The organism is Bacteroides cellulosilyticus, assembly GCF_020091405.1.
Lineage (GTDB): Bacteria > Bacteroidota > Bacteroidia > Bacteroidales > Bacteroidaceae > Bacteroides.
The window spans coordinates 551,127-567,526 of record NZ_CP081903.1 but is presented as its reverse complement, the minus strand read 5'-3'; the positions used below and the strand labels follow the sequence as shown (position 1 = coordinate 567,526).

The window sequence follows — 16,400 nt, the reverse complement described above, 5'->3', positions numbered from 1 at the left end:
GGGTTCAAAATATAAACTAATACGCTTTTTTATGGACGTCAAGAATATGCGAAAAGAGATGGAAGAAGAGTTGACAGCCAACATTCTTCCCTTCTGGATGAACCGGATGACGGATGAAGCGAACGGTGGCTTCTATGGCCGCATCACGGGAACCGGAATCCTGATGCCGGAAACAGAAAAGGGTGCTGTATTGAATGCCCGTATTCTCTGGACTTTCTCGGCAGCCTACCGTTTGCTGAAGAAGGAAGAATACTTGTCTGCGGCAACGCGTGCCAAACGCTATGTGATAGATCATTTCTATGACCGCGAGTTCGGCGGTGTCTACTGGTCGCTCGATTGTGAAGGTCGCCCTTTAGATACGAAGAAGCAAATCTATGCCATCGGCTTTGCCATCTACGGGCTGAGCGAATATCATCGTGCCACGGGTGATGCTGAGGCTTTGGAATATGCCGTCCGCCTGTTCGAGGATATCGAAAAGCATAGCTTCGACCCTGTGAAGAATGGCTATTGCGAGGCTCTTACCCGCCAGTGGGGAGAGATTGCCGATATGCGTCTTAGCGATAAAGACGAGAATGAACGTAAGACCATGAACACCCATCTGCATATCCTGGAGCCTTATACCAATCTGTACCGTGTATGGAAAGATGATCGCCTAAAGAAGCAACTCCGCAACCTGATAGAACTATTCACGGACCGGATTCTTAATCCTGAGACCGGACATCTGGAATTGTTCTTCGATGACAATTGGCGGAGTAAGTATCGCATTGTTTCCTACGGACACGATATAGAAGCTTCCTGGCTGATACATGAAGCCGCTTTGATACTGGCTGATAAGACTTTACTGGAAAAAGTGGAACCGCTGGTTGAGTTTATCGCCGCTGCCGCCGGTGAAGGATTGACGCCTGACGGTGCCATGATTTATGAGACTTTCCCGGATAGACAGAAGACCGATACCGACCGCCATTGGTGGGTGCAGGCAGAGAATGTGGTGGGACACGTTAATCTTTACCAACATTTTGAAGATGAAGTGGCACTGCGCAAGGCTTTTCATTGCTGGGATTTCATCAAGAAGCATCTGATAGATTACCGGAACGGCGAATGGCATTGGAGCGTGCGTGCCGACGGCACAGTGAATACTGAGGATGACAAGGCCGGATTCTGGAAATGCCCGTATCATAACGGACGTATGTGCATGGAGATAATGGAACGTTTTTCATAAGTGGTTTAGAGGTTATTTCATAAGTATTTTAGATGTTTGGAATGAGAAGATCGATTGGATTTTGTGTTGTGTTGTGGATAGGGATTGCGTTGCAAGCGCAATCCCTTTATCCTGATTTCAGTAAGATGAATTTCGGTTGTGATGGGAACAGCATCACGGCGGGTGAACAATGGTCGAAGACGGTGGTCGATCTACTTGGATTTGCCACCCATCATAATGTAGCGGTAGGTTCTGCAACGTGGGCGTGCCACCCCGATACCCAGGATTACGGAAGTGCCGGTTTTGCCGGAATATCCGGGGGCTGGCAGCCTACCGAAGACGGGCGTGAATTGCAAATGCGCCATAACAATGTCTCCAAAGTCCATATCCAGAAATTCATTGCCGAGGTGGAGAGCGGGCAATATCCGGCTCCCGATGTCTTTGTCTTTTCTATGGGGACGAACGACAAGGATTTAGGCTCTGCCGAAGAAGCCTTGAGAGGTAATACTCTTGCAGAGGTGGACGTTACCACTATGGCAGGCGGTGCCCGCTGGGCCATACAGACCCTTCTGGAGCATTATCCCAAATGTCGTGTTTTTGTGTGTACCCCTATTCAAACCGGTGATGTAGCCCGCAATGAACGTAATCTGGAGAAGATTGCCATTCTGCGTGAAATCTGCCGTGCTCTCTCCGTACAACTGATAGATTGCTACTCTAATAGCGGTATAACCGGGAAATTCGAACAGCCTTCGGGCAGGGGACGCTATCTGCGCGATGGCTTACATCCCGATAAAGAAGGGCAGGAGTTGATGGGGCGCTATATTGCGAAAGAAATACGGAATAATTTCTTTTAGGTGCGGGTTGATTTCTTTCTGAGCGGTTATGAATTAATTCACCACAGAGTAACACAGGGTATCACAGAGTTTAATCAATTTGAAATCAAAAGAATAGAACTCCGTGAGACTCTGTGTTACTCTGTGGTGAAAACTCATTACTTTCCCATTATGAATTAATTCCGCCAACGGGTTATATAGAGAATACATTCAAGACGCCTTCTTAAGCCACTCCTTCTTCAGCAACTTCTCGTCGAGCAACCGGAGTGCTTCCGCCTTGTCCGTTGCCTTGACCACCAGCGACACATCATTCTCATCACTTCCGTAAGAAATCATCTTCAGCGGAATATTCTTCAACGCATCCATAATCCGCGCTTCGGTTTCGATGCACGATGACTTCATGTTTCCTACTACAGAAATGATACTCATCTTATCTTCCACCCATATCCGGGCATACTTATTCAGTTCCCGCAGGATGAGCGAAAGGAAGTTCCCGTCATCCGTGGCTACGGATATGTTATCGTTGGATGAAGTCAACAGACAGGGCATCGTCTTGTATTTGGCGAAGATATCGAAAATCTTGCTGATGAACATATAAGGCCGGAGCGTGTGGTTCGATTCGAACCGGATGTATGTGATAGAATCTTTGGTGGCGACTGCCTTCACCATGTTCCCGTTCAATCTGTTGGCGGATATATAAGTCCCTTCTGATGCCGGGTTCACCGGGTTGAGCAAACGGATGGGAATATTCTCTTTCCATGCCGTAGCCAGACAAAGCGGGTGCAGTATCTGGGGATTGAAGTAGATGAGCCGTTCGGCTTCACTGAAACTCAGGTTCTTTATCGTGTCGGCATCTTTCACTACCAGTGTGTCGTTGCTGTGTATATCGACATCTGTCCATATCCGTATTTCCTCCGCCTGTATGGCTGTCCCTATCAGGGCGGCGGTGTAGTCGCTTCCGCCTTGTTTCAGACAATCGGTCTCACCAAAGGCATTCCTGCAAATGCTTCCCTGTGTGAGAAACAGATGCGTATCGGGGTATGATTTACATATCTCTTTCACCTTCCGGCTGATATATTCCTCATCCGCTTCCCCGTTCATACCGGTGCGTATGAAGTCGAAGGCACAAATCACGCTGTTGTCCACTCCCTGTTCCTGCAAGTAGAATCCCAGTAAGGTGGATGTCAGTAACTCGCCTTGTGCCAGGACTTCCTTTTCGTCGGTAGCGTAGAAAGGCTCCATGCTGTATTTCCATATTGCCTGGAAACAGTCGAGAATGCCCCGGATGGCTTCGTGCTTGATAGTGTCGTCCGTAAGTAGTTCATTGGCAAAGTCAATGAACTGGAATTCCAGCCGGGTTATTTTGTCGTGTGCTTCCTCTATGTTTCGGTTGAAGAAGTTGGCGGCTACCTCGCCCAAATGTTTGGTGACATCTTTGGGAGCGGATAGTACGACTATTTTAGACGTATTGTCTTGAATCAGTTTTGCCACATGTTGCATACCTTTTACGGATGCGGTTGCGTTTCCATCGAATTTGTAGATTTCCATATTCTTCTTTTTTAAGTTATTAATCCAATCTTCTTGTGAAGCCTCCTTGCCATTTCAGAATGGTTTTATCAAAATGGAAAGGAAACTCCCCGCTGCCTGTTCTCTCTTTTCTGCCCTTATCTCCTTGTACTAATGGAGTTAAGCTATGAAATCAGTTTCGGGGCTTTCAGGCTCTCTACTATAAAAGTTCAAAAGATGTGCCGTTCGTATTCGGGAAAAGCTTTATATTTGCACACCCTGTTTTTAGCATTATCAGTTTAAACACTTATCCGAATAAGATATGAGTAAGATTTTAATCGTTGATGACGAGATGCAAATCCGTACCCTTTTGGCGCGTATGATGGAGTTGGAGGGATATGAAGTCTGTCAGGCTGGTGATTGCAGGGCTGCCCTGAAACAGTTGGAATTGCAAAGTCCCGATGTAGCTTTGTGTGATGTTTTCCTGCCCGACGGGAACGGGGTGGATCTGGTGCTGGCTATCAAGAAAGCTGCGCCTAATGTGGAGGTCATTCTACTGACGGCCCACGGCAATATCCCCGATGGCGTACAAGCCATCAAGAACGGGGCTTTCGACTATATCACCAAAGGAGATGACAATAACAAGATTATTCCCCTCGTCAGCCGTGCGGTAGAGAAGGCCGCGATGAATGCCCGTCTTGAAAAGCTTGAGAAGAAGGTGGGGCAGGCGTACTCTTTCGATTCTATCCTGGGAGAGTCCAAATCTTTGAAAGATGCTGTGTCATTGGCGCAGAAAGTGTCGGTGACCGATGTACCTGTATTGCTGACCGGAGAGACGGGAACAGGCAAGGAGGTGTTTGCGCAGGCCATCCATTACAGTAGCAAACGTGCCCGGCAGAATTTCGTTGCGGTGAACTGTTCCTCGTTCAGCAAGGAATTGCTGGAGAGCGAGATGTTCGGGCACAAGGCAGGTTCGTTTACGGGGGCGTTGAAAGATAAGAAAGGGCTTTTTGAGGAAGCGAACAACGGGACTATCTTCCTGGATGAAATCGGTGAGATGGCTTTTGAACTGCAAGCGAAGTTGCTGCGCATCCTCGAAACGGGCGAATATATCAAGATAGGCGATACCAAGCCGACACGCGTCAATGTGCGTATCATTGCGGCAACCAACCGCAATCTGCCGGAAGAGATAGCCAAAGGGCGTTTCCGTGAAGATTTGTTCTATCGCCTTTCGGTGTTCCAGGTGCACTTGCCGCCGTTGCGTGAGCGTGCGGGAGACATCCGCCTGTTGGCAAAGGCTTTCGTGAAGAACTTCTCCGCACAACTGGCCCGTTCGATAACCGAGATCACTCCCGAATTTCTCACTACGCTTGAACTGCAACCGTGGAAGGGGAATATCCGTGAACTTCGCAACGTGATAGAGCGCAGCCTTATTGTTTGCGAAGGGGAACAGCTGACTATTGCCGACCTGCCGCTCGACATTCAGAATGCCCATTATGAACAGTCGGACGAGGAGACTCCCGGCAGTTTTGAACTTTCGGCCATGGAGAGGCGGCACATCGCCCGTGTGCTGGAATACACGAAAGGCAACAAGACGGAAGCGGCTCGGCTACTGAAAATCGGGTTGACGACGCTGTACAGGAAGATAGAGGAATATAAGATTTGAGGTGCATTTCGGGGCGTGCAGCGACGGGCTTTTCGGAAAACATTGCTATCTTTGTGTTGTTTAAAGAGAAAGGAGAACTTGATTATGATGACATTAACTCAAAAGAAACAAGAATTTGCCGTATTCTGCATTGAGAGCGTAGCTGCCCGTATGGGAGTTACAGGAGCCGAAGTCTATGCCGAACTTTACCGTTTGGGCGCTGTCGAGCCTTTGCTTTTCGACTCTTATGAGGTTTTGCATACTCAGAGTAAAGAACGGATTGTAGACGAAGTGATGCAAGTGATGAGGGAGTGGAAGGAGCGTGAACAGCATGGAAGGAGCAAGTCATGTTAGTGTATCATGGTTCTACCTGCCGTGTAGATATGCCGTTGGCGGATGTTTGCCGTAATAATCTCGACTTCGGGCGGGGTTTCTATGTGACAGGGCTACGTACTCAAGCCATAAAATGGGCTTTGCGAGCTGTCAATACGGGCAAACCTCATTGGCTGAATACGTATGAGTTGGACATTGATATTATCCGTTCTACACGTTATCGCTATCTCCGGTTCGATGCTTATAATGAAGCCTGGTTCGATTTCGTGGTTGCCTGCCGTCGTGGATATGATATTTGGCAGCAATATGACGCTATCGAAGGAGGGATTGCCGACGACCGGGTGATTCGCACTATTGACCTTTTCCTAGGAGGCGACTACACCCGTGAGGAAGCTCTTCGACGTTTGGTACATGAGGCGCCCAATAATCAGATGTGCCTGGTCAGCCAGGAAGTGATAGACAATCATCTTCATCCGGTAGATGCTTGCGAACTGTCGCCGGATGATGTAATAGGGATGTCAGGGAAGCTCCAGGCAGGTGTCACCCCGCAACCGGTTGATGCTGCCATGCAAACCAAGTTCAACGGAATTATCCGTTTGTTGTCCGAACATCTCCATTTGGCTATGCCTCGTGCTATGCATTTGTTCTATACCAGTGACACTTACTTGCGCCTGGCAGCCCGCATAGGTGATTTGGCTTGTCAGAGTGATGCATATCTGGCTGATGAGATTATTCTTGAGTTGCAGAGGAAACAGTAGAAGTTTATCATTCTTTGTTTGCTATCTTTGTGTTGTTCAACTGAAAGAGATAAGAGACTATATTATAAACGAATAGGAGGATGGTTGAAGAATTTCTATGCTGCGTTCCGGCGGATTACAAATTCGCTTGAACATATCATTCAATATGACTTGATCTTAGTCTGATTTGAGTATCTATGAAGTATAGTTTATGATCTATCCCATAGAGAACATTATTAGGAACAGCATCAAAAACTTCATATTCTTCATTATGGTATTCATCTTCATAGTCCATTTCAAAGCCTAATGCTTCCATATAATCTGCTATTTCTTCTTCCGTAGCTTCTCGTTTTGCCCTGACATAAGGTTGAACTAATACAGCACAAAACTCATGTATGCTATTATAGGCAAAACCTACTAAAGTATAAGCTACATTATAGAAGAAATGGTTATGTGCTTTTATTCGGATGAAAAAGTTAGTAAGGTCATCACCTGCATACTCAAAGTTATTCAGCTTGAATACAATATCTTCATTACCGGTGAATACTTCATTTTCCCCACCTTTATTGAGGTAAGATAAAGAAAGAGTGTTAAAGTCGATCCATAAGTCATTAAGGGTGGCAAACTCTTTTAGCTTTTCAATTTGCCCTCTCTTATAGCCCTCTGCCGGTTCAGCATTTCCTGTTGCTTCTTTTTCTCTTCTAACGAGATAGGCTGCTTCTGCCAAGAGGTAATCGACTCCAAGGTGCTCTCTATCCATTGCTTATGAAATTCATTAATATAGGTTCTTTCCATGTTTTAACACGTTTTTATGTGGCTGATGCAAATGTAGTAAATCTATCGGAGAAACCCTAGGAAAGCATTGACTAAAAACAAATAATCGGTATGGTGGCATCAGTGGTTTCCGGGAGATTAAAAAAGAAGAATTGAGATGTTACACACGGAAACTGTCGCGGGAACAACTCTTGAACTCCTGAAAAAACTGGAAGCTGAAAAGCGGATGTCCGTCTGCCCCGGCGGATTATTTAAGGGATTTGCATCATATCAAAATACATGGTGCGTGTATGCTCATTTTCTTCGTCTGCAATTAACATCTTGAAGTCATTTCTTTCATAAAACGGAATAGCTTCAAGATAGGCGTCTACTGTTAGAAAGCGAAAGGCTGAATAGCCGTTCTGTCCCAAAAGGACATCTTTCAGATAGGACATTAGTTCGCTTCCTATGCCCTGCCCTTTGTAATATTGGGAAACGGCAAACCGGCCAATCTTGATAGCTGGATAACTGTTGAAGTGCTTCTCATGCGGAAATGCCTTTTTGACTTTTCTCCATGTGGCTTTCTCTACTTCCTGCTTGGATATTTTATCATTCAGCAAACTAATGTAAGCCACAACTCTGCTCTCTTCTTCCAGAATAAACGTATTTGCAATTTTCTGTTTCAAGTAGAATTTCGCATCATCTAAAAGAAAACCATTCAATTCGGTATCACCGCAATCGAATGGTTTCATCTTATAATCCGCCGTCAATCTTATCAGTTCCATAACAAAAATCAGATTTTTATAATCACCTTGCGGCGGAATGCTTCACTTTCTTTACGAATCTGCTCTTGACGTTCTTTGCTCAACGGTTTTACTTCGCGCATCGCTTTTTCAAAACGGGCAGCATCTTCTCCCTTTAGTATCGGGGTTTCCTTGATAGGTCTTGCCATATGGCTTTCCTCCTTTCTATTAATAAATTACAATGCAAAGATAATTGCTTTTTCCTTCATCTCCAAGTCAATCTTTCAGAGAGTTATCTATGGTTGGGATATTTTAATCCCCTCCCCGCAGCCCTAACCCACTGCCCGGAGGGGATTTCCTTGTCCCGGTATATCCTCTGGTCTTTATCCCAGCGGATTTTCTTCCAGTCCACCTTCGCCGGAGCCACCGGAGCCGCCCGAACCGGAGCCGCCTCCGCCCTGTGCCTCTTTGAAGGCGCGGGTGGTGGCATAGACGAAGCCGTTGTCCACCACACCGGCGTTCTCGAAGGAGAGGCCGTCTTTGATGGCGGACATCAGTTCTTTGGAGGGGGTGAAGATGACCTTTACGTTGCGTATCATGGTGGCGGCGTTGAAGGCATCGATGTTGTCGACGCCTGAGCTGCCGAAGCTGAGGCGCAGGATGCCCAGTTTGCCCAGTTGCACGCTGTTGCCCAACTGCAATTGCAGGGGGATGGCGTCGCACACCAGGTTGAAGCCCGATTCCAGTTCCGTGGGGGCGGTAGTGGTGTTTCGGGTCACTACGCGGCACACGGTGCCGGTGTTCAGGCGGTTTTCTACTATGGGCGAGGCGTACCACTTGCCCGGATCGTCCTTCTTCTGAAGGCTCTTGCGTTTCACAAATCTGAATTTTGGCATATATTCCAATCGGTTTTTAGTGTGAAAGCCGCGCAGGCTGAGCCTCTCTGAACACGACCGAACGCGCGACTCCCGGGGTAGGCGACGGAGGGGCGGGACGGAGGGACTTGAGGCTGTTGCCATGCAGCCGAAAAACACTTGCACGGACGCTTGACGAATGCTTGCACAGGCGCTGAAAAATGCTTGCGCTTCCGTTTAAAAATGCTTGCGCTTCCATTTTAAAATGCTTGCGCTTCCATTTTTAATTCCTTGCGCTTCCATTTTCAGCTCCTTGCGCAAGCGTTTTCAGACTCCTTGCACAAGCGTTTTTCCGGTGGCTTCACGGGTTAATAATTCATATCTTTCAGGTTGTTTATAGTATTGCAGGGCGACTGCATTGAAAGTGCCCTTTATTTCTGAATCAGTTACGAGCTACGGGCTACGGGCTACAGGCTACGAGTTACGGGCTACGGGCTACAAGTGCCTTTCGGAACATAGCGCAGCTACTTGTAGCTTGTAGCTTGTAGCCTGTAGCTTGTAGCTTGTAGCTCGTAGCTCGTAGCCTGTAGCTCGTAACTTTACTCCTTTCTGCACCGTTTTGAATCAAACGGACTATCTCCATTCCCCTCCTCCAGTTGGAGGAGGGGTGCCCTTTAGGGCGGGGTGGTAGGTGAGAAAGGAATTCCTTAGGCTTGTGATTTATAGGTATTTTATTGTTTTACCTACCACCTCCCCCTACGGGTACTCCTCCTCCAACTGGAGGAGGAGAATTGAGATAGTATCGCTTATCATTTGCTTCATTACTTTTTCTGTTTTGACATGCCCGCAATTGAGGTGCTCTGCCACTCTTTCACGATATTCTGCCACTCCTATGCGATACCTTGAGGATGCGGATTACAAATCCACTTGTGCGAACGGTATCGGGGCGGAGAACGGTGCCGGGATTACAAATCCGCTTGCGCAAACGGTATCGGGGCAGAGAACGGTGCCGGGATTACAAATCCGCTTGTGCGAACGGTATCGGGGCGGAGAACGGTGCCGGGATTACATGCCCGCTTGCGCGAACGGTATCGGGGCGGAGAACGGTGCCGGGATTACATATCCGCTTGCGCGAACGGTATCGGGGTGGAGAACGGTGCCGGGATTACATATCCGCTTGCGCGAACAGCATCAGGGCAGAGGGACGGACGGCAGACCCCTGATGCGGATTTTGCCGCTGGCGGGGTCGTAACTCCATGCGCCTTTGCTGCTGAATGTCACCTTCGTCACCTCGATGCCATAGGCGGGAAAGCGTGTGGCGTCGTAGGTGGTGGTAGAGATTTCTTTCGTAAAATCTTTGGTTTTCATGAGGTTGTATATCTCTTTATCGGTGGCATCTGCATCGTAGAGGATACTACCGGGTGATGGTGGCAGGTTTGACGTACCTTGCCCGCCTGCGCCGGTGCCGATGCACAGGTCTGTATCGCCAGAGCTATTGTCGCCCACGATGGCACCCATATTTGTGGATATTGCACTTTCTGCTGTTGCATCTCCCCGTGCGTAAGAGCTGTACAGCACCCCGCTTTTATATCCTACCACACCGCCGGCATTTGCTTCTTGTCTATCGGCCTTGGCAATAATTTTTCCCACTCCGGATGCACAAGAGGCGATGTAGCTACTGCCGTAAGTCGTTCCTGCTATGCCTCCGGCTCGGGCTTTTGCACCATAGGCTTTGGCAGAAACCTCGCTGCCTGAGGCTTCGCAGGCAAGGATGGTGCCGTCATTCCTACCCGCTATGCCTCCGGCGTTGCATTCTCTACCCGTATCATTTGTATCGGAAGAAGCGGCGACTTTTACATCGGCCCGGCAATAGCTGATAGTCCCGCCGTTATTATCCCCGATTATCCCTCCGCTATGGTTATCTGCTCGCCTTTGTTGGTTCATATCTGTTTTTATTTCTCCCTGGGCGGAACAGAAGGTGATGACCGCATTGCTAACTCTCCCTGCAATGGCACCGCACGATATATCCGAATTGTGAGACACCTCTATATCCGCATTCCTCAAATGAATGCCTGTGAGCACAGCGGGAGTTGAACTACTTTCACCGATTACCAGCCCAAACAGCCCCCTAAACCATTCTCCACTTTTGATTTTCAGATTGGAGATGGTGTATCCGTTTCCGTTATAGCTTCCTTTGAAATAGTTGTTAGAGGGAGAAACGTAGTTCCCGATAGGCGTCCAGTCGTCTATCCCCGTCAAGTCGATGTCTGCGGTTTGCAGCACGCGGGCGCTGCGGGCTTCTACGAAGGAGGTGCCTATCGTGCTGCCGTTGTTCACTGCGTCGGCAAAGTCTTTCAGTTCTTGGGCGGTGGAGACGGTGAGGTCGTAGCCGGTGGGCGGTAGGCCGGGGCGGATGTCACCGTCGTTCCAGGACAGGTCTTCGTCGGTGGGGGTGATGGAGACGCGGTCGTTGCCGAGGGTGATGTTGTAGGTATGGATGTGTCCGGCTTCGTAACTGCCGCTGAGGATGATGCCGTTGTACCTCTTATCGGGATTGGTGGTATGGATGGTGAGGCTGGTGCCGCCGCTGGGGATGGTGTGCGGGATGATTTGCGCCTCGTAGGTGGCCGTGTAGCCGTCGGGGGTGGCGGCGCAACGGTGGGTGTGTATGACGGCGGTGTTGCCGGTTCCCGTCAGTGTGCCGTCGGTGGGGTTGATGGTGGCGTCTACCGGTGTGCCCTTAACGTCTACTCCGGTCACGTCGAATCCCTGGGTTGGGACTACGGTCTTTCCGTCTGCTTTGATGTTCAGCCGCAACAGGGCGGTGCGGTGGCTGAAGGTCAGTGCGGATGAGGGGTTGCGGGTCAGGGTGGCGGGGCCGGCAAAGAGGAAGTCGGCGGCGGCAAATGCGTCGTCGGTGTCTTGCCGGGAGATGTTGAGCGGGGAGGATAGGGAGGGGAGTTCGTCGGAGTAAGGGTACCAGGCGATGACGCCGTCCTGTCGCTGCTGTCCCGGTGTCCAGTAGAAGGAGTTGTCGGTGGCGGTGGCGGTGAAGCGGCGGTCGGTGCCGTAGACGTAGGGTTTCACTTGGTTGTCGATGCTTACTGCAATGCGGTCGCCCTTGGTGAAGGCATCTTTGGTGACGGGGGCGGTGGCGCGGGTGCGGGTGTCGGCGGTGTGCTTGCCGGAGTTGCCGGGGGCAAGGAGGGAGGCGCCGAAGCTGAGGGCATCGGTGGAGGCGGGGCTTCCGTCGGCGGGGTCGGCGGGGTCGGTGCAGGCGGTGGCAAGCAAGGCGGCGGCGAGCACGAGGGCGGCACTGTGGGCGAGGCTGTGGGCGAGGCGGCGGAAGCGGGTGTATGTGGAGGTTTTCATATCTGTTGCGGGTTATGGGGTGAATATGGGGGGGCTATTTGAATGTCCGTCAGAATTCGGGGGCGATGGGGCCGGAGGGCAGGGCATCGGGGTCGATGGTGTAGGACATGCCTTTAAAGTTGTCTTGGGCATCGGGAAGGAGTTGGATTTCCTGCCCGTTTATGCGAATGGTTTGGCTGTTCTTGTCCTCGGAGTCGAGGAAATAGTCTTTTCCGTCCGAGGGAACATAAAAGACATTGTCGACATACGAGTCTGGGGCTTCGAGAAACTCGGGGAAACGGAACGCGTAGTTCAAACTCTTGAACTTGAGTAGGCATGCCTTTGTGATGCGCAGGCGCGCCAGAGGCTGGAAGAACCGGAGTTCGACAACCTCTCCCGGATAGGAGGTGCTGTAGTTATTGGGGATATTAATCACGTCGATGTCCGGGGTCACTGCTATCTTTCCGCTTGCGTCGGGGTATTGCTGCCCGAGATATCTGGCGTAGATTCGGCAATAGGTGCCCGTGGTGCCGTATAAACTCTTGGGCCACCTTATTTCGTTCTTGTAGTAGTCGCGGAGTGATGTGCATGGGCTTATGTGGGCGGCTTCTTCCTCGTATGTGAGTGAACGCCAGCGGCCTCCGTCCCGTTTCAGGGCGGTGATGTAGGTGGTTTTCGGAGTGTTCGTATTGTCGTAGAATTCGGCACGTATCCACAGTATGTCTCCTTCCTCCCATTGCGCGGCGTCCGTGGTCTGTGCGATGCGGGTGGAAGACCGGTCGGTGAAGCCGGGGCGTGGGGCTATGTCGAAGCGGATGAGGGTGGCGTCATCGGTGGCGGTGTTGGGAAACACGTCGTTGGTGGTGCAGCTTCCCGCACTGAGTGCGAGAAGGAGCACGAAGCCTGTCCGGCGCAGGACACGGGCGAGGGCTGTGAATGGGAGGATGGGATTCATATCTGTCGGTATTTAGGGTTATTCTTTTTTCCGGTGCCGGTCTATTCTTCTTTGGCGTCTACATCGCCTCCTGTGCCTGTGGTCCAGGCGGTGATTTGGGCTGCGGAGATTTCTATCCCGGTCTTGTGCACTTTCACGTTGTAGGTGTAGGAATAGCCGGAGGCAAGTCCTTGCGTGGCGGGGGTTACGCCGGGCAGGTCGAGTAGGTTGAGGGTGGCGCTGTAGTTGCTGCCGCTGACGGTGACGCTGAGTGAGGCGGTGGCGGCTTCCTGCGGCCAGAGGATGAGGGTGGAGAGGGTGTTCTGGGCGGTGGTGGAAGCGGGGATGTTTTCCAGTTTGGCGGCTGTGGCTGAGGCATCGGCTTCGGCGGTTCCGTTAAGGGTGTTGAAGGTGCCTGCCAGTTTGAGGTCGGAGAGGGTGTAGGTCAGTCCGGAGGCGGGGAAGGCCATGCCCATACCTTCCACGAAGTTCAGCTTCAGGCGGCTCATGCGGTGGGTGAAGTTGAAGTTGACTTGCGGGTTGGCGGAGGTGATGCCGTCGGCGTGGCTCCAGAGGTAGTCTATCCGGGGCAGGTCGGCAAGTACCTGGTCGGCGGGGGTGAGGGTCTTTGAGATGATGCCGTTGGTGCCGGGGAGGGTGCCGTTGGAGCCGGTGTAGGGGTAGTAGGCGATGAAGTCTACGGACTTCTTGTCCTGGAAGTAGATGTCGTTGTCCTCGCCTGCGGCGTTCACTACGGCAAAGTCGCCCCTGGTGTCGGTGGCGGTGTACTGGATGTTGGTGTAGGCGGTGGCACCCTCGGTGGAGGTGGCGCTTACGCCGATGCGGTCGTTGTCGTTCCAGGTGGTTTCGCTGGCGCGGGTGTCGGCGGTTTGGGCGATGGTGGAAGTGATGCGGGCGGCTATGGGGCTGTCGTCTGTCAGGTGATTGTCTGATTCGCATGCCGCGAAGAGGAGGATGAACAATGCCGGAGCGGCGAGGTTGCTGAGAATTGAGTTGGTTTTCATAATCGTTACTGTTTTTGAAAGTTGTTAATAATTAATTGTTAGTTTATGAATAAGTAAAATGTTTCTAATTAGTTTATGTACTAAGAGGTGACCGGATTGTCACATTTCCGCGTCTACGTCTCCTCCCTGCACATCCGTCCAATTGACGATGCTGCCACTCGCTTCGGCGCTTTCGGGGGCGTAGAGGCTGCCGCTGAGGCGCAGGGGAGTGAGCCGGTTGGCATTGAAGTTGGTAAAGGCTTCGCTGACGTCGGTTTCGGCGGTCTGCCGTTTGCCGTCGGTGAAGGTGAGGGTGATGACGGTGCGTTGCGGGGCGGTGGCGATGATGCCGGGCATCTGTATGGCGGCTGTCAGCTTGTTGCCCGTGCGGACGAAGGGGATTTGCACGGCGACGGCGCTGCCTGTGGCTGTATTTGCGGTTGCATTTATCGTTTCGCCTGTCACTTCCCCCGTACTTATACGGACGGACGGGGCTGCGCCTTCCAGCCGGGCTTCGATGCCGGTGATGCGTTCGGGGTCGCCTCCGGTGATGGTGAGTTCGAATTGCACCCGGCGGAAAAGCTGGCGCATGGGCAGGCCGACGCGCACGGTGTCGTCGGCTATGACGGTGGTGACGGCGGTGCCGCCGAAAAGCATTCCGGGGTCGGGGCGTTGCAGGCTGCCGCCGGTGGTGGTACGGGCTACGGTGGCGGTGCCGTTGGCGATGCTTACGCCGTCGGGGAGGTTGTAGGCCAGTAGGGTTATGGCGCCCGGAGCAAAGAGTGCGGGGATGGCCTTCTCCTGTGCTTGCAGGACGAAGGTGGAACGGGCTGCCTCGACGGTGTAGTCGGTGGGGATGGGGATGCCTTCGCCACGCTGTGTCCAGTCGGTGGTGAGGATGATGGCGCCCTGGTCGGGGTGCGGGGTGTTGTACAGGTCGTCCTTGATGCAGGCGGTGAGTGTTGCGGCGGTCAGCGTCAGGATGCTGATGGCCTGGGTCAGGGTGCGGGTGCTGATTGTCTTCATTGCTTGTTTCCTCCTATCTTCCATATTAGTGTGATGGCTGCGCTGTTGATGCCCCAGTAGTTGCGGGAGGCGTTGTGTTCTTTATATACGCGTATGCCTGTCGGTGCGAGGGTGTAGGTGTCGTACTCTGCACGGGTATATCCGGCGGAGAGGTGGAAGTCGATGCCCCATGAGGGACGGAACATCCAGAGGTAGCCGCCGGTGATGCCGCCACCGTGATAACTGCCCTGGCGGCCGGTGGAGGTGAGTTTGTAGTTGAACTCTCCGGTGTGGTACATAAGTCCGAGGTAGCCGTGGCGGGCGGTGCCGAGGTAGTGGCGCACTTCGGGGGAGAGGTTCCAGAGGGCGTAACGGCGGTCTTTCTCCTTCCAGCTCCAAGAGGTCCAGGAGGCGTTCAACAGGATGCTGATGTGCGGGGTGGCGTACCACTCGATGCCCAGGTCGGGGGTGAGGGTTGCCCAGCGGAGGAGGTTGGCGCGGAGGGAGAGGGGGATGCATGTTTTGCGGGAGGGGGATGCAGGGGATTTTTTAGACACGGATGACACGGATGACACGGATTTTTTTTCTTGCTGTGGGGTGTTCTCAGGCTGCTGTACGGTATTCTTCGGTTGCTGCACAGCGTTTTCAGGCTGTTACACGGTTTGTTGCGCAGTCGGTTCCTGGGGTTGCGCAGCTTTTAAATCCGTGTCATCCGTGTCATCCGTGTCTGAAAAATCTCTTTCCGCCACTTCCCTTGTATCTACAGGAATGCGGACGGTTACGGTCACTACGTTCCGTTCTTCTTTATAACTGCCCTGATGGTTGGCGGTGATGAAATGTTCCTCGGCCAGCCCTGCCCGCCTGATAAGTTCGGACTTGACGCGATTGCTGCGTATGGCTGTCATGCGGAGGTTTTTCCGGTGTGTGGGTTGTCCGGTGCAATAACCGTTGATGTACAGGGGGATGCTGCCTGCGGTGATGGCTTCCTTGTATTGTTGCAGCAAGCTGACGAGTTGTTCAAGCTGTCCGCCATTGTCCCGCCAGGGAACGTAGAACACGTCTTTCTCCTGCACAAAGCGGAAGATGTAGAGACTGTCTGCCTTCTGTGCCCATGCCGTGGCGAGGCATGACAGGCATAGTAGTTGTATAAGAATAATCTTCTTCATATTTATATTATTTAGTCGTGATTGGGGCTTTCTGTAAAGTCGTGATTAGGGCTTCCTTCCTTTTTGGTCAGGTAGTCGAAAGGGTCTTTGCGCTCCCTTCGTTTTTTGTATTCGTCCAGCTTGCGCTTTGCTTCTCTCATCCTGAAGTATGTCCGCAAGGCTATGCCGGTAAGTATCAGTAACAGGAATACGCCGATGACCTCTGCTATCCACAGGTATTCCCATTGGTTCAACTGTTCCATCCACTCGGAATAAGGCAGTTTGTCTGTTAATAGTTCTATCATATCTCTTGTCGTTTTATGGGGTGGCGGCGGATGTTGGGCGGACTGTAAATCCGC

At 51.6% G+C, this 16,400-nt stretch carries 18 protein-coding genes; 6 read left to right on the top strand and 12 right to left on the bottom strand.

Translation table 11 applies throughout. The features are described from left to right. The first annotated feature begins 31 nt into the window (after nt 1-31). Together K6V21_RS01930 and K6V21_RS01925 are read left to right on the top strand one after the other, a co-directional pair. On the top strand, nt 32-1,219 hold the full coding sequence (locus K6V21_RS01930) for an AGE family epimerase/isomerase (RefSeq protein WP_224320688.1): 1,188 nt from the start codon (nt 32-34) through the stop codon (nt 1,217-1,219). Nucleotides 1,220-1,260: 41 nt separating this feature from the next. Further along, on the top strand, nt 1,261-2,052 hold the full coding sequence (locus tag K6V21_RS01925) for an SGNH/GDSL hydrolase family protein (protein ID WP_034753418.1): 792 nt from the start codon (nt 1,261-1,263) through the stop codon (nt 2,050-2,052). 189 nt (nt 2,053-2,241) lie between these two features. On the opposite strand, the gene K6V21_RS01920 is transcribed toward K6V21_RS01925, so the two are convergent. Beyond that, entirely contained in the window at nt 2,242-3,579 is a 1,338-nt protein-coding gene (locus K6V21_RS01920; protein WP_224320687.1) for an ACT domain-containing protein, read from the bottom strand. Between the two features lie 280 nt (nt 3,580-3,859). Between K6V21_RS01920 and K6V21_RS01915 the strand changes: the two genes are divergently transcribed. The 3 genes from K6V21_RS01915 (at nt 3,860) to K6V21_RS01905 (ending at nt 6,273) form a co-directional block, all read left to right on the top strand. Continuing rightward, nucleotides 3,860-5,203, top strand: a complete 1,344-nt coding sequence (locus tag K6V21_RS01915; RefSeq protein ID WP_044267437.1) for a sigma-54-dependent transcriptional regulator — start codon at nt 3,860-3,862, stop codon at nt 5,201-5,203. 84 nt (nt 5,204-5,287) lie between these two features. Further along, nucleotides 5,288-5,536, top strand: coding sequence for a DUF3791 domain-containing protein (locus K6V21_RS01910; RefSeq protein WP_224320686.1), 249 nt, complete (start codon nt 5,288-5,290; stop codon nt 5,534-5,536). Further along, the gene (locus K6V21_RS01905; protein WP_224320685.1) at nt 5,530-6,273 is read left to right on the top strand and encodes a DUF3990 domain-containing protein; all 744 of its coding nucleotides are present in this window, start codon (nt 5,530-5,532) and stop codon (nt 6,271-6,273) included. The genes K6V21_RS01910 and K6V21_RS01905 overlap by 7 nt, the downstream gene beginning before the upstream one ends. Nucleotides 6,274-6,409: 136 nt before the next feature. Here K6V21_RS01905 and K6V21_RS01900 read toward each other — a convergent pair whose 3' ends face one another. The 4 genes from K6V21_RS01900 to K6V21_RS01885 form a co-directional block, all read right to left on the bottom strand. Next, nucleotides 6,410-7,012: a hypothetical protein gene (locus K6V21_RS01900; RefSeq protein WP_224320684.1), complete on the bottom strand. Its 603-nt coding sequence runs from the start codon at nt 7,010-7,012 to the stop codon at nt 6,410-6,412. 265 nt (nt 7,013-7,277) lie between these two features. Further along, nucleotides 7,278-7,790, bottom strand: a complete 513-nt coding sequence (locus K6V21_RS01895) for a GNAT family N-acetyltransferase (RefSeq protein WP_224320683.1) — start codon at nt 7,788-7,790, stop codon at nt 7,278-7,280. An 8-nt stretch (nt 7,791-7,798) separates the two neighbouring features. Beyond that, nucleotides 7,799-7,957: a hypothetical protein gene (locus K6V21_RS01890; protein ID WP_217713739.1), complete on the bottom strand. Its 159-nt coding sequence runs from the start codon at nt 7,955-7,957 to the stop codon at nt 7,799-7,801. A 174-nt stretch (nt 7,958-8,131) separates the two neighbouring features. Then, nucleotides 8,132-8,644 carry a DNA-binding protein gene (locus tag K6V21_RS01885; RefSeq protein ID WP_224320682.1) on the bottom strand — a complete coding sequence of 171 codons (513 nt, stop codon included), beginning with the start codon at nt 8,642-8,644 and terminating at the stop codon, nt 8,132-8,134. 808 nt (nt 8,645-9,452) lie between these two features. On the opposite strand from K6V21_RS01885, the gene K6V21_RS01880 reads away from it, so the two are divergent. Further along, nucleotides 9,453-9,854, top strand: a complete 402-nt coding sequence (locus K6V21_RS01880; protein WP_224320681.1) for a hypothetical protein — start codon at nt 9,453-9,455, stop codon at nt 9,852-9,854. Here K6V21_RS01880 and K6V21_RS01875 read toward each other — a convergent pair. The 7 genes from K6V21_RS01875 to K6V21_RS01845 all read right to left on the bottom strand — a co-directional run bounded on the left by K6V21_RS01875 (nt 9,794) and on the right by K6V21_RS01845 (nt 16,346). Further along, nucleotides 9,794-11,974, bottom strand: coding sequence for a fimbrillin family protein (locus K6V21_RS01875; RefSeq protein ID WP_224320680.1), 2,181 nt, complete (start codon nt 11,972-11,974; stop codon nt 9,794-9,796). The two genes, K6V21_RS01880 and K6V21_RS01875, sit on opposite strands and share 61 nt — an antisense overlap. A 49-nt stretch (nt 11,975-12,023) precedes the next feature. Further along, entirely contained in the window at nt 12,024-12,908 is an 885-nt protein-coding gene (locus tag K6V21_RS01870; RefSeq protein ID WP_224320679.1) for a hypothetical protein, read from the bottom strand. Nucleotides 12,909-12,949: 41 nt separating this feature from the next. After that, nucleotides 12,950-13,912, bottom strand: coding sequence for a fimbrillin family protein (locus tag K6V21_RS01865; protein WP_224320678.1), 963 nt, complete (start codon nt 13,910-13,912; stop codon nt 12,950-12,952). A 99-nt stretch (nt 13,913-14,011) separates the two neighbouring features. Then, nucleotides 14,012-14,917 carry a hypothetical protein gene (locus tag K6V21_RS01860; RefSeq protein ID WP_224320677.1) on the bottom strand — a complete coding sequence of 302 codons (906 nt, stop codon included), beginning with the start codon at nt 14,915-14,917 and terminating at the stop codon, nt 14,012-14,014. Beyond that, entirely contained in the window at nt 14,914-15,453 is a 540-nt protein-coding gene (locus tag K6V21_RS01855) for a DUF3575 domain-containing protein (RefSeq protein ID WP_224321985.1), read from the bottom strand. The genes K6V21_RS01860 and K6V21_RS01855 overlap by 4 nt, the downstream gene beginning before the upstream one ends. 96 nt (nt 15,454-15,549) lie before the next feature. Then, entirely contained in the window at nt 15,550-16,062 is a 513-nt protein-coding gene (locus K6V21_RS01850; protein ID WP_224320676.1) for a hypothetical protein, read from the bottom strand. 11 nt (nt 16,063-16,073) lie between these two features. Continuing rightward, nucleotides 16,074-16,346 carry a hypothetical protein gene (locus tag K6V21_RS01845; RefSeq protein ID WP_224320675.1) on the bottom strand — a complete coding sequence of 91 codons (273 nt, stop codon included), beginning with the start codon at nt 16,344-16,346 and terminating at the stop codon, nt 16,074-16,076. Nucleotides 16,347-16,400 lie beyond the last annotated feature (54 nt).

Coding starts and splice junctions, on each gene's coding strand:
- K6V21_RS01930 (WP_224320688.1), top strand. CDS start 32: ATGGACGTCAAGAATATGCGAAAAGAGATGGAAGAAGAGTTGACAGCC.
- K6V21_RS01925 (WP_034753418.1), top strand. CDS start 1,261: ATGAGAAGATCGATTGGATTTTGTGTTGTGTTGTGGATAGGGATTGCG.
- K6V21_RS01920 (WP_224320687.1), bottom strand. CDS start 3,579: ATGGAAATCTACAAATTCGATGGAAACGCAACCGCATCCGTAAAAGGT.
- K6V21_RS01915 (WP_044267437.1), top strand. CDS start 3,860: ATGAGTAAGATTTTAATCGTTGATGACGAGATGCAAATCCGTACCCTT.
- K6V21_RS01910 (WP_224320686.1), top strand. CDS start 5,288: ATGATGACATTAACTCAAAAGAAACAAGAATTTGCCGTATTCTGCATT.
- K6V21_RS01905 (WP_224320685.1), top strand. CDS start 5,530: ATGTTAGTGTATCATGGTTCTACCTGCCGTGTAGATATGCCGTTGGCG.
- K6V21_RS01900 (WP_224320684.1), bottom strand. CDS start 7,012: ATGGATAGAGAGCACCTTGGAGTCGATTACCTCTTGGCAGAAGCAGCC.
- K6V21_RS01895 (WP_224320683.1), bottom strand. CDS start 7,790: ATGGAACTGATAAGATTGACGGCGGATTATAAGATGAAACCATTCGAT.
- K6V21_RS01890 (WP_217713739.1), bottom strand. CDS start 7,957: ATGGCAAGACCTATCAAGGAAACCCCGATACTAAAGGGAGAAGATGCT.
- K6V21_RS01885 (WP_224320682.1), bottom strand. CDS start 8,644: ATGCCAAAATTCAGATTTGTGAAACGCAAGAGCCTTCAGAAGAAGGAC.
- K6V21_RS01875 (WP_224320680.1), bottom strand. CDS start 11,974: ATGAAAACCTCCACATACACCCGCTTCCGCCGCCTCGCCCACAGCCTC.
- K6V21_RS01870 (WP_224320679.1), bottom strand. CDS start 12,908: ATGAATCCCATCCTCCCATTCACAGCCCTCGCCCGTGTCCTGCGCCGG.
- K6V21_RS01865 (WP_224320678.1), bottom strand. CDS start 13,912: ATGAAAACCAACTCAATTCTCAGCAACCTCGCCGCTCCGGCATTGTTC.
- K6V21_RS01860 (WP_224320677.1), bottom strand. CDS start 14,917: ATGAAGACAATCAGCACCCGCACCCTGACCCAGGCCATCAGCATCCTG.
- K6V21_RS01850 (WP_224320676.1), bottom strand. CDS start 16,062: ATGAAGAAGATTATTCTTATACAACTACTATGCCTGTCATGCCTCGCC.
- K6V21_RS01845 (WP_224320675.1), bottom strand. CDS start 16,346: ATGATAGAACTATTAACAGACAAACTGCCTTATTCCGAGTGGATGGAA.